Origin of the sequence: Bacillus sp. NP157 (assembly GCA_018889975.1) — a bacterium.
Classification (GTDB): domain Bacteria; phylum Pseudomonadota; class Gammaproteobacteria; order Xanthomonadales; family Rhodanobacteraceae; genus Luteibacter.
Genome location: CP076546.1, coordinates 2,668,202 through 2,680,404, shown reverse-complemented (window position 1 = coordinate 2,680,404; position 12,203 = coordinate 2,668,202). Strand labels below are relative to the sequence as shown.

10 protein-coding genes are annotated in these 12,203 nt (G+C 67.6%); 6 read left to right on the top strand and 4 right to left on the bottom strand.

The genetic code is table 11. The annotated features are described in order from the left end of the window. Positions 1-13: 13 nt before the first annotated feature. On the bottom strand, positions 14-1,045 hold the full coding sequence (locus KPL74_12310) for an oxidoreductase (GenBank protein ID QWT18527.1): 1,032 nt from the start codon (positions 1,043-1,045) through the stop codon (positions 14-16). A gap of 97 nt (positions 1,046-1,142) precedes the next feature. Between KPL74_12310 and KPL74_12305 the strand changes: the two genes are divergently transcribed. Both KPL74_12305 and KPL74_12300 read left to right on the top strand, forming a co-directional pair. Then, on the top strand, positions 1,143-2,702 hold the full coding sequence (locus KPL74_12305; GenBank protein ID QWT18526.1) for an oligopeptide:H+ symporter: 1,560 nt from the start codon (positions 1,143-1,145) through the stop codon (positions 2,700-2,702). Positions 2,703-2,754: 52 nt separating this feature from the next. After that, positions 2,755-3,561: an SDR family oxidoreductase gene (locus tag KPL74_12300; GenBank protein QWT18525.1), complete on the top strand. Its 807-nt coding sequence runs from the start codon at positions 2,755-2,757 to the stop codon at positions 3,559-3,561. An 18-nt stretch (positions 3,562-3,579) separates the two neighbouring features. Here the strand turns inward: KPL74_12300 and KPL74_12295 are convergent, their stop codons facing one another. The 3 genes from KPL74_12295 to KPL74_12285 form a co-directional block, all read right to left on the bottom strand. Next, positions 3,580-4,401, bottom strand: coding sequence for a metallophosphoesterase (locus tag KPL74_12295; protein ID QWT18524.1), 822 nt, complete (start codon positions 4,399-4,401; stop codon positions 3,580-3,582). Beyond that, the gene (locus tag KPL74_12290; protein ID QWT18523.1) at positions 4,398-5,345 is read right to left on the bottom strand and encodes a hypothetical protein; all 948 of its coding nucleotides are present in this window, start codon (positions 5,343-5,345) and stop codon (positions 4,398-4,400) included. Before KPL74_12290 ends, KPL74_12295 begins: the two co-directional genes overlap by 4 nt. 67 nt (positions 5,346-5,412) lie before the next feature. After that, complete coding sequence (locus KPL74_12285; GenBank protein QWT18522.1) at positions 5,413-6,192, bottom strand: phosphatase PAP2 family protein; 780 nt, start codon at positions 6,190-6,192, stop codon at positions 5,413-5,415. A 165-nt stretch (positions 6,193-6,357) separates the two neighbouring features. Here KPL74_12285 and KPL74_12280 point away from each other — a divergent pair, with 165 nt between their 5' ends. The 4 genes from KPL74_12280 to prpC all read left to right on the top strand — a co-directional run bounded on the left by KPL74_12280 (position 6,358) and on the right by prpC (position 12,011). Beyond that, positions 6,358-7,965, top strand: a complete 1,608-nt coding sequence (locus KPL74_12280; protein ID QWT18521.1) for an esterase family protein — start codon at positions 6,358-6,360, stop codon at positions 7,963-7,965. A gap of 9 nt (positions 7,966-7,974) precedes the next feature. Further along, a complete protein-coding gene (prpE, locus tag KPL74_12275; protein QWT18520.1) occupies positions 7,975-9,876 on the top strand; it encodes a propionate--CoA ligase in 1,902 nt (633 codons plus the stop codon). Between the two features lie 74 nt (positions 9,877-9,950). Beyond that, entirely contained in the window at positions 9,951-10,838 is an 888-nt protein-coding gene (gene prpB, locus KPL74_12270) for a methylisocitrate lyase (GenBank protein QWT18519.1), read from the top strand. Between the two features lie 12 nt (positions 10,839-10,850). Continuing rightward, positions 10,851-12,011, top strand: a complete 1,161-nt coding sequence (gene prpC / locus KPL74_12265) for a 2-methylcitrate synthase (protein ID QWT18518.1) — start codon at positions 10,851-10,853, stop codon at positions 12,009-12,011. The last annotated feature ends 192 nt before the right edge of the window (positions 12,012-12,203 follow it).

The following is a 12,203-nucleotide window of genomic DNA, read 5'->3' as shown; positions in this document are numbered from 1 at the left end:
GGCCCGCCGGGGGTTAAAGCACCACCGTCCTGCGCTCACGCGCCGAAAGCTGTGCCGCCTCGATCACCCGGATCACGTCGCGCGCCTCCCGTGCCGACACGGGCAGGGCGCCCTCGCCACGGATCGCCGCGGCCACGCCATCGTAAAACGCGGTGTAGCGACCGGGCAGGGTATCGATCGTGGTGCCCGTGCCGTCCACGTCGGTAAAGCGGCCGAAGAACGCCGGTTCATCTTCGCCCCAGCCCGCGCCGCCCGGCCGCTTGCCGGCGCGCAGCGCGGCTTCCTGGCCATCGATGCCGTACTTCACGTAGCTGCCGCCATCGCCGTGGACGAGGAAGCGCGGGCCGGGATCGCGGACCAGCACGGAGGCATGCAGCACTGCGCGGCGATGGCCGTAGTCGAGCACCACGTGGAAATAATCGTCGACCTTCGCTGCCGCGCGCTGGCGCGTCACGTCGGCGGTCACGGCGCGCGGCAAGCCGAACAGCACCAGCGCCTGGTCGAACAGATGCGCGCCAAGGTCATATAGCAGACCGGATCCCGGTACCTCGGTCTCGCGCCAGCCCGGCTTGATCTCGGGACGGAAGCGATCGAAGTGCGCTTCGAAGTACACCACCTCGCCCAGTCGGCCGTCTTCGACCAGGCGGCGCACGGTCAGGAAATCATTGTCCCAGCGGCGGTTCTGGAACACGGACAGATGTCGCTGCTTAGCCGCCGCCAGCGCGATCAGCGCTTCGGCCTCGGCGGCATTCAGCGTGAATGGCTTGTCGACCACCACGTGCTTGCCGGCTTCGAGCGCCGCGCGCGCCAGTGGGGCGTGGGTATCGTTCGGCGAGGCGATCACGATCAGCGCGAGGTCGGGATCGTTGAGCAAATCTTGAGGATTTTCGTACGCACGCGCCTCGGGGAAGTCGCGCGAAATCTCCTCGACGCGACGGCTGCCGATGGCCGCCAGGCGCAGCCCTTCGGCGGCCGCGATCAACGGCGCATGGAAGAAAGCGCCTGCGGTGCCGTAGCCGATGAGGCCGGTGGGGATCGGTTGCATGGTCGCTCCGGGCAAGGACAGGCCCCAAGGGTAGCGCGGGTCGCTTCAGCGTTTCGTTTAGGATCCTGCCCTTTGTTGCATGCCACCCGGTAAGTCCATGACCGCTTTGGAAATCGATGCCACGCCGCGCGCGCGGCTGCCCCGCCAGATCCCATTCATCATCGGCAACGAAGGCTGTGAGCGTTTCAGCTTTTACGGCATGCGCAACATCCTGACCCCGTTCCTGGTCAGCTCGCTGCTGCTCTACCTGCCCGAGGCGGCCCGGCCGGGTGCCGCCAAGGATGTCTTCCATACCTTCGTCATCGGTGTGTATTTCTTCCCCTTGCTGGGCGGCTGGCTGGCCGACCGCTTCCTCGGCAAGTACCGCACGGTGTTGTGGCTGAGCCTGGTCTACTGCGTGGGCCACCTGTGCCTGGCCCTGTTCGAGCACAGCGTCGCGGGCTTCTACACGGGGCTGGCGTTGATCGCGCTGGGCGCGGGCGGGATCAAGCCGTGTGTCGCCGCCTTTGTCGGTGACCAGTTCGACGAGACCAACCGGCGGCTCGCCCGCGTCGTCTTCGACGCGTTCTACTGGATCATCAACGTCGGCTCGTTCCTCGCCTCGCTGTTGATGCCGTTCTTCCTGCGCGAATACGGTGCCGCCGTTGCGTTCGGACTGCCCGGGGCGCTGATGTTCGTCGCCACCGTGGTGTTCTGGATGGGGCGCAAGCACTACGTCATGCTGCCGCCGGTGCGCCGCGATCCGCATGGTTTTGCCCAGGTGGTGCGCAGTGCGCTGCTGGCCCGCGCGCCCGGACAAGGCCGGCCCGGCCTGGCGATCGCGCTGGCCGCGCTGGTGCTTGCCTGCGCGGCGCTCGGCCTCGCGCCGTCGCTGGGCATCGTTGCCTCGCTGTGCATCGCACTGGTGCTGGTGCTGGGCGGCATCGTCGCCGGCACGCGCCTGCAACTGGATCGCGTGGAAGGGCTGCATCCGCGCGAAGCCATCGATGGCGTCGCCGTCGTGCTGCGGGTGCTGATCGTGTTCGCGCTGGTCACGCCGTTCTGGTCGCTGTTCGACCAGAAAGCGTCCACGTGGGTGTTGCAGGCGAATACGATGGCCGCGCCCGGATGGTTGCACCCGGCGCAGATGCAGGCGGTGAACCCGGCGCTGGTGTTGCTGCTGATCCCGTTCAACAACCTCGTGCTCTATCCCTTGCTGCGCCGCCGTGGCCTGGAGCCCACCGCCCTGCGCCGGATGACCGCGGGTATCGCGTTCTCGGCGATCGCCTGGGTGATCGTCGGCGTGCTCCAGCTCGCACTGGACGGCGGCAGCCCGGTGCATATCGCATGGCAGGTGCTGCCTTACGTGTTCCTCACCATGGGCGAAGTGCTGGTCTCGGCGACGGGGCTGGAGTTCGCCTATAGCCAGGCCCCGCCGTCGATGAAGGGCACCCTGATGAGCTTCTGGACGCTGAGCGTCACGGTCGGCAACCTGTGGGTGCTGCTGGCCAATGCCGGCGTCCGGAATGACGCCGTGCTGGCGGGGATCGCGCATACCGGCATCGGTGCGACCGCGTTCCAGATGTTCTTCTTCGCGGCGTTCGCCGCGCTGGCCGCGCTGGCCTTCGGCCTCTACGCCCGGCGTTACCGGGTGGTCGACTACTACCGCTCCACGTAACCTACACCGTGTGCGGGCGCACCCTTGTGCCCTTCCATAAGAGGCCGAGCCCATGGTTGATCCGAAGCACGCATCGCCGTTGCCCGTCGCCGCCACGTCCGAATGGCCCGGCAAGGTGATCCTCGTCACCGGTGGTGCCCAGGGCGTGGGCAAGGGCATCGCCCAGGCCGTGCTGGATGCCGGTGGCAGCGTCGTCATCGGTGACCTCGACGCCGAGGCTGGCAAGGCCTGCATGGACGAGTGGAACGTGGGCGACCGTGCGTCCTTCCTGATGCTCGATGTGTCGAAGGAGGCCAGTGTCAGGCGTTTCGTCGAGGGTGCGCTGCGCCGCCATGGCCGCATCGACGGCCTGGTGAACAACGCAGGCATCGCCGACCCGCACAACGATCCGATCGAACGGATGGACTGGGCCGTGTGGAAGCACCGCCTTGAAACCAACCTCGGTGGCGTGTTCCTGTGCAGCAAGCACGCCCTGCCGGCCCTGAAGAAAAGCAACGGCGCGATCGTCAATATCTCATCGACGCGTGCCCACCAGTCCGAGCCGCACAGCGAAGCCTACGCGGCGAGCAAGGGCGGCATCGTTGCCTTTACCCATGCGCTGGCGATCAGCGCGGGGCCGGTTCGCGTCAATGCGATCAACCCCGGCTGGATCGTCGTCGACGACTGGAAAAAGCCGTCCGCACGCAAGAAGCCGAAGCTATCGGCCGCCGATCATGCGCAGCATCCGGTCGGCCGCGTGGGCATACCGCCGGACATCGGTGCGCTTGCGGTGTTCCTGCTTTCCTCGCAGGCAGGTTTCATCACCGGCGAAAACTTCACGGTGGACGGTGGCGTGTCGCGGAAGATGCAGTACGTCTGATCTGCTGGCGCCACGGCGTCACGCGCCGCGGCGATAGCGGTCGAGCGGTATCGTCGTCATCGGGCCGGCCGTGAACGCCTGCGCGCCTTCGTCGTAATTCCATTGTTCGACCAGGCAAGTGGCACGGTCCGACCCGGCATCGTGGCGGATCACGTGCACCGAATTGCTGATCCCTTCGCGGATGCGTGTCGAGGTCGCGGTGCCGGCCTGCACCGACCACAGTTCACTGGCGAGCTGGCGGGCAGGCGTGTTGAGGGGCCGCACGTAAGGCAGGTGGATATGCCCGCCAAGGACCAGGTCGGCACCGGCCGCCGCCCACGCACGGATCGCCGCTTCGTGGTTGTGCAGCAGGTTGCCGATGTCTTTCTCGCGGATGACGTGCACCGGCTGGTGGGTGACGACGATGCGTAGCTGGTCTTCGTCGGCCTGGCGCAGGCGCGCGCAGACACGTTCGATCTGCGCGTCGGACACTTCGCCGTCCTTGTGCCGTCGTGGTCGCACGGTGTTCACCCCGATCACCAGGGCGTCGGCGCTGGCGTGCACGGGTTCCAGGTCGCGGCCGAACACGCGACGGTAGCCGGCGAAGGGGTGGAGCGCGCGCGCGACGATGTTGAGCAGGGGGATATCGTGGTTGCCCGGGATGGCAAGGGTCGGCCGCGCATAGCCATCGATGAAGCGACGCGCCGCATCGAACTGCTCGCGGCGCGCGCGCTGGGTAACGTCGCCGGAGAGGATCACCAGGTCGGGCGCCATCGCGGTGATCAACCGATGCAGGGCATCGACGACATCGGGGCGCTCCGTGCCGAAATGCGGGTCGGAAATTTGCACGAACAGGCTCAACCCGGATCCTCCCCCGGTTCACGCATGCCGTCGGTCACCAGCACCAGCGGGCGCGGCGCCGCACGGAAAACGATGGGTGGATCCAGCCATTCGATCTCGCCGTCGACGGCTACCTTGAAGCGCTGCCGGTGCCGCCGCGGCGTCACGGTGATCTCGCGGAAGGGAAAGCTCACCACGTTGTCCGCGTCGCCCAGGCGACCCAGCGCACCGCGCAGGATCAGGCCCAGCATCGCGAGCCGTCCCATCGGTTTGAGCATGAGGCCAGCCAGGGTGCCGTCGTTGCGGAACACATCGCTGGCTTCGGCGAGCCCGATCTTTTCCAGCTGCAGCGCGTTGTTGCCGACGAACAGCGTAGGCGTGCGCAGGTGGCGGGTGCGCTGGCCGTCGCTCACTTCGATGCGCAGTGGCCGATAGCCACGCAGCATCGTCGCCAGGCCCGACCACAGTGCGACGAGCCGATGCCGGCCAAACCGTTGCTTCCACGCCTCGCGATCCTCGAGCACCTGCGGATACAGGCCGAGGCTGCCGTTCACCAGGAAGATGCGCTCGTTGACCATGCCTACCTGCACGTTGCGCGGCGAACCGCGCAGGAGGCCTTCGGTGGCTTCGCGCGGGTCGGCTGGGATGTTGTGGGTGCGGCCGAAGAAGTTGAACGTACCCAGCGGAAGGACACCCAGCGGCAACTGTTCGCGCCATGCCGCGCCGGCGACGCAGTTGATCGTGCCGTCGCCGCCGGCCGCCACCAGCGCGCCGCCTTCGCGCTTCGCGTGCGCCGTGGCTTCGGCGACGACGTCGTCGATCGGGTGCCCGTCGTCAATGAGGAAGAACCGGTGCGACCGTCCCGCGGCCTCCAGCGTGGTCCGGATCACCTCGCGCGAGGCTTCCGTGTCGCTGCGGCCGGAACCGGCATTCATGACGATGGCGAGGGGCAGGTGGTTGGGCATGCGGCCAACGTCACCATTGCGCGCGTGTTGGCCGCATGAATTCGCGAGCGCGCCGCACCGGCCCCGCTCAGGAAAGCGCCTTGCGCCCCGCCCGCAAGCGGAAGTACTCGGCACTGCCGACGCACAGGGTGAGCCAGGCCAGGCCCGTCGCGTAGCCCGCCATCACGTCGCTGAAATAGTGCACCTGGAGCAGGATCCGGCTGATGCCGACCACGGTGACCACGGCAGCGGCGGCCATCACGATCGGCCGGTGCCACCGCGGCGGCGAAAGCACGAGCAGCACGTAGGCGAGCATGCCGTAGAACACCATCGATCCCGACGCATGCCCGCTGGGGAAACTGTAGCTGTGCTCGACGATGTAACCGTGGTCGTGCAGCGGGCGTTCGCGCTGGAAGAAAGCCTTGAGCGCACCATTGATCAGCACCGTGCCGAGCAGGGTGCCCAGCCACGTGGCGGCGAGGCGCAGGTGGCGGCGCACGAGCAGGCCGATGGCGACCAGCACGGCGACGACGGCCAGCACGGTCGAATTGCCGAGCTGGGTGAGCCAGGCCACGACATGCAACACCGGTCGCGGCATGTTCGCCCGCAGGTCGGTGGCGAGGCTGGCGTCGAACACGGTCAGCCCGGCCTGTTCGCGCACCTCCACTGCCAGCGTGGTGGCGATGACCAACATGGCGACGATGACGGCCGCGGCCGTGGTGGGTCGCAGGAAGGTGCGTGCGCCAGGGTCCAGGCCCTCGCGGCGACGTACCGCTCTGCGCCACGCGACGTCGGCGCCGAGCAGGGCCGCGACGAGCAGCAGGCCCCAGAGGGAGATGGCGTGGCGGCTGATCCAGTCGGCGTCCAAGGCGCGGCGACTCCTCATCGATGGGCATGGCTGCCTATGTTGCCACGCCGGCCGGGCCGGGCCGGGTAGACCAAAGCCGCGTGCCTTCCGGCATTTCCTTGCGCCATGGGTGCATGGCAGGATCGACCGTGCATGCCGCGCCGCGGCCGACCTGGGGAAGTCCCGATGAAGCACACGCCCGTCCGCGCGACCCTCGCGCTTGCCCTTCTCGTCGCCGCTGGCGCCGCCCTGGCCGACGGCGCGCCGGTGGCACATCGGATCGTGCGGGTGAGCCTGGATGGCGCATCGGACAAGCCCGCCTCCGGTCGCCTGCTGATCTTCGCCGCACCGGCGGACAAGGCGAAGGCGGCGGCGAAGGACGGCAAGGTCACCGAGGTCGACACCAATCCGTTCCAGCCCAAGGCGGTCTCGGTCGCCGGCCGCGAGGTGTCGTGGATCGCACCCGGGCAGACCGTGGACATCGATGCCGACGGCGAGGCGTTTCCGGCCGGGTTTTCCAGCCTGCCGCCCGGCGATTACCTGTTCCAGGCCGTGCTCGACGTCGGCCACGACTACAACTACGGCGGCCGTCGCGCCGGCGACCTCATCAGCGAGGTCACCCCGGTCAAGCTCACCGCCGGCGGCGGCATTCCCACCCTCAAGCTCAGCAAGGGCGTGCCCGAACGGGATATGTGGCAAACCTCGCCATCCACCCCGCAGGCCGTGCGCGACGCGATCCCCGAGGCGCGCAAGCATGCCCACCTGGAAACCCTGCAGAGCAACGCGCTCACGGCCTTCGCCGGGCGGCCGCTGTCCGTCCGCGCCTGGGTGCTGACGCCGCCGGGATATGAAGCCGGCAAGGCGCGCTATCCGGTGGTTTACCTGACCCACGGTTTCGGCGGCGGGCTCGACCGGTTCGCCGGCACCATCGCCACGGTGTGGGATGCGATGGCGAAGAAAGACATGCCGCCGATGATCTGGGTGCTGCTCGACGAGTCCGGCCCGACCGGCACGCACGAGTTCGCCGACTCGGTGAACAACGGTCCTTGGGGCCAGGCGCTCACGTCCGAGTTCATCCCGTGGCTGGAGACGCGCTACCGGATGGACGGCAAGACCTCGGGCCGGTTCCTCAATGGCCATTCGTCCGGCGGCTGGGCCACGCTGTGGCTGCAGACACGCTATCCCGCGGTGTTCGGCGGCACCTGGTCGACCTCGCCCGACCCGAGTGACTTCCATGACTTCACCGGCATCGACCTCTACGCGCCGAACGCCAATGCGTTCAAACACGCCGACGGCAGCGCCATCCCGCTGGTCCGCGACAAGGGCGAAGTGATCGCCACCTTCGAGACCTTCGCCCGCCTCGAGCGCGTGCTGGGCGCTTACGGTGGCCAGCTCGCCTCGTTCGAATGGGTGTTCTCGCCGCGTGGCGAAGACGGCAGGCCGCAGCCGATGTTCAACCGCGACACCGGCGCCGTCGATGCCAACGTCGTCGCCTACTGGCGCGACCACTACGACATCGCCCAACGCCTGCGCACGCACTGGCCCGAACTGAAGCCCGACCTCGACGGCAAGATCCACCTGATCGTCGGCACCGCGGACACTTTCTACCTCGACGGTTCTGCGAAATTGCTCAAAGAAACCCTCGATGGCTTGCAGGCAAAAAGCGACATCGAGTTCCTCCCCGGCCGCACCCACTTCGACCTCTACACCGAAGGCGAGGACCGCATGGCCCTGCTGAAGAAGATCGCCTGGCAGATGTACGACATCGCCCGCCCCGGCCAGGGCAAGAAATAGGGGCCCCGCATGCCCTACGAAGACAGCTGGCGGCGCTCCGTCGACGACCCCGAGGCTTTCTGGGCCGACCAGGCACGGCTGATCGACTGGCAGGTGCCGCCGCAGCGCGTCCTCGATGCGTCGAACCCGCCGTTCCGCCGTTGGTTCGTCGGCGGCACGACCAACCTCTGCCACAACGCCGTCGACCGCCACCTCGCCACGCGTCCCGGGCAGCTGGCGATCGTCGCCGTCTCCACGGAAACCGGCGAGACCCGCGAGATCACCTATCGCGAGTTGCATCGCGAAGTGAACGCCTTCGCCGCCGTGTTGGTGTCGCTCGGCGTCGGCAAGGGCGACCGCGTCGTGATCTACCTGCCAAACATCGCCGAGGCCGTGTTCGCGATGCTCGCCTGCGCTCGCATCGGTGCGATCCATTCGGTGGTCTTCGGCGGGTTCGCAGCGCACAACCTGGCCCTGCGCATCGACGACGCACAACCGAAGTTGCTGGTCTGCGCCGACGCCGGCATGCGCGGAGGCAAGGTGATCCCGTACAAGCCGCTCGTCGATGCCGCGCTGCGCGAGGCGAAGGCGCCGCCCGCGCACGTGCTGGTGGTGGACCGCGGCCTGGACAAGGCCATGCAGCGCGTGGCGAGCCGCGACGTGGACTACGCGACGTTGCGCGAGCAACACCTCGACGCCGACGTGCCCATCACCTGGCTGGAATCCAACGAGCCGAGTTACCTGCTTTACACGTCGGGCACGACGGGCAAGCCGAAAGGCATCCAGCGCGATGTCGGTGGCTATGCCGTCGCGCTCGCGCTATCGATGACCAGCATCTTCGACCTGCAACCCGGGCAGGCCATCCTGTGCACGTCCGACGTCGGCTGGGCCGTCGGCCACTCGTATAACGTCTACGGGCCCTTGATCGGCGGCTGCACCGCGATCCTCTACGAAGGCCTGCCGACGCAACCCGATCCCGGCATCTGGTGGAAGCTGTGCGAGCAGTACGGCGTGCGCACGATGTTTTCCTCGCCCACCGGCATCCGCGTGCTGAAGAAGCAGGACGCGACGTGGCTGCGCAAGTACGACCTGTCGGCGTTGCAATGGATCTTCCTCGCCGGCGAGCCGCTGGACCAGCCGACCTACGAGTGGTTGTCGCAAGGCACCGGCAAGACGGTGATCGACAACTACTGGCAGACGGAGACGGGTTGGCCGGCGATCTCGCTGATGCCGGGCCTGGACCTTAAGCCGGTCAAGCCCGGCTCACCTGGCTTCCCGACCTTCGGTTATCGCATGCGCGTGATCGACGAGGCGACCGGCGAGGACAAGCCGCCAGGCGAGAAGGGCGTGCTGGTGATCGAGCCGCCACTGCCGCCGGGTTGCCTGACCACCATCTGGGGCGACGACGAACGGTACCGGCGCAGCTACTTCGGTCACTTCAGGGAGCTGCTTTACAGCTCGCTGGACTGGGCCGTGCGCGACGCCGACGGCTACACCTTCATCCTCGGCCGCACCGACGACGTGATCAACGTGGCCGGCCACCGGCTGGGCACGCGGGAGATCGAAGAATCGGTCGCGACCCTGGGCGCCATCGCCGAGGTGGCGGTGGTCGGCGTCGCCGAGGAGCTGAAGGGGCAGGTGCCCGCGGTGTTCGCAACGCTAAAGCAGGGCGTCACCGATCACCCCGACGACGTGGCCCAGGCCATGCAGCGGCGGGTGGTGGAACTGTTGGGCGCCGTCGCACGACCGGCCTGCGTCTACGTGGTGGCGGCCTTGCCGAAGACCCGCTCGGGCAAGCTGCTCCGGCGTTCGATCCAGGCGCTGATGCAGGGCACCGACCCGGGCGATCTGTCGACCCTGGACGACCCCGGCTCGCTGGAGGCGATCCGCGAGGCCATTGCCCGGGGGCCCCAGTGCGGCCAGCGGCCGTAGGCGCGCCACTGCACCGCAACAATCCTTTAAAAACCCTTCGCGCTAAAATGGCGGTCTTTACGCGGAGAGTTTCCATGGCATTGCCCCCCTCGGCCGGTAGCCGCTTCCGCGCCGCCCTCGCAGCCGAACAGCCCCTGCAGGTCATCGGCGCCATCAATGCCAACCACGCCCTGCTGGCGAAGCGCGCCGGCTTCCGCGCCATCTACCTCTCGGGCGGTGGCGTCGCCGCCGGCTCGCTTGGCCTCCCGGACCTGGGCATCAACACCCTGGACGACGTGCTGACCGACGTTCGCCGCATCACCGACGTCTGCGACGTGCCGCTGATGGTCGATATCGACACCGGCTTCGGTCCCAGCGCGTTCAACATCGCACGTACCGTGAAGAGCCTGATCAAGTTTGGCGCCGCGGCCTGCCATATCGAAGACCAGGTCGGCGCGAAGCGCTGCGGCCACCGCCCGGGCAAGGAAATCGTCACCGCGGGTGAGATGGCCGACCGCGTGAAGGCTGCCGCCGATGCGAAGACCGATCCGGACTTCTTCCTGATCGCGCGCACCGATGCCATCGCCGTGGATGGCGTGGACGCCGCGATCGAACGCGCCATCGCCTGCGCGGAAGCCGGTGCCGATGCGATCTTCGCCGAGGCCGCCTACGACCTGCCCACCTACAAGCGCTTCACCGATGCGCTGGACGTGCCGGTGCTGGCCAACATCACCGAGTTCGGCCAGACCCCGCTGTTCAGCGTCGAGGAACTCGGCAGCGTCGGCGTGGGCATCGTGCTGTATCCGCTTTCCGCGTTCCGCGCCATGAACAAGGCCGCGGAGAACGTCTACACCGCCGTCCGTCGCGATGGCCACCAGCGCAACGTCATCGACACGATGCAGACGCGCGAAGAGCTTTACGACCGCATCGGCTACCACGAATACGAGCGTCGCCTCGACGCATTGTTCTCGCAGAAGGGTTAAGGAGAGTCACGCATGAGCGACACCGCAACCACGACCACCACCGGTCCGAAGCCCAAGAAGTCGGTCGCCCTGTCGGGCGTGACCGCCGGCAACACCGCGCTGTGCACGGTCGGCCGCAGCGGCAACGACCTGCATTACCGCGGTTACGACATCCACGACCTGGCCGCGAAGGGCTCGTTCGAGGAAGTCGCCTACCTGCTCGTGCACGGCGTGCTGCCGAACTGGATGGAGCTGAATGCCTATCGTGCGCACCTGAAGCGCCTGCGCGGCTTGCCGGCCCCGGTGAAGAGCGCGCTGGAACTGCTGCCCGCCGCGACCCATCCGATGGACGTGATGCGCACGGGCGCGTCCGTGCTCGGCACGGTGTTGCCGGAGAAGGACGACCACAACGTCACTGGCGCGCGTGAGATCGCCGACCGGCTGATGGCGAGCTTCGGCTCGATGCTGCTCTACTGGTATCACTTCAGCCACAACGGCAAGCGCATCGAGACGGAGACCGACGACGATTCGATCGCGGCGCACTTCCTGCACCTGCTGCACGGCAAGAAGCCGAGCGACCTGCACGCGCATGCGCTGGATCGTTCGCTGGTGCTGTATGCCGAGCACGAGTTCAATGCGAGCACGTTCACCGCGCGCGTCATCGCCGGCACCGGTTCGGACATGTATTCGTGCATCACCGGCGCGATCGGCGCGCTGCGTGGCCCGAAGCATGGCGGCGCGAACGAAGTGGCGATGGAGATCATCGCGCGTTACCGCGATGCGGCCGAGGCGGAAGCGGATATCCGTGCCCGCGTGGAGCGCAAGGAGATCATCATCGGCTTTGGCCATCCGGTTTACACGGTGTCCGATCCGCGCAACGAGATCATCAAGGAGATCGCGCGCAAGCTCTGCACGGACGGCGGTAATCCGCGCCTGTTCGAGGTGTCGGAGAAGATCGAGAAGCTGATGTGGGACCTGAAGAAGATGTTCCCGAACCTGGATTGGTATTCGGCTTCGGCGTATCACATGATGGGCGTGCCGACGGCGATGTTTACGCCGCTGTTCGTGATTGCGCGTACGTCGGGCTGGAGTGCGCATGTGATCGAGCAGCGCCAGGATGGCAAGATCATCCGTCCCAGCGCGAACTACACGGGCCCGGAAGACCAGACCTACGTCCCCATCGAAAAGCGCTGACCCCGAGGCCCGGCCCCGCGCCGGGCCTTTCCATGCGGTTGCCGCTTCGCGGCCATGCCTGACGGCCTCCGGCCGAACCCCCACGGCCTTCGGCCGAACCTCGGCGCTGGCATGGCTGTTGTAGGAGCGCGCCTGCGCGCGAATGCCGTCCGCGCGGCGCTCGCACGTGGCCGCAGGACAGCCCTCGGTGCC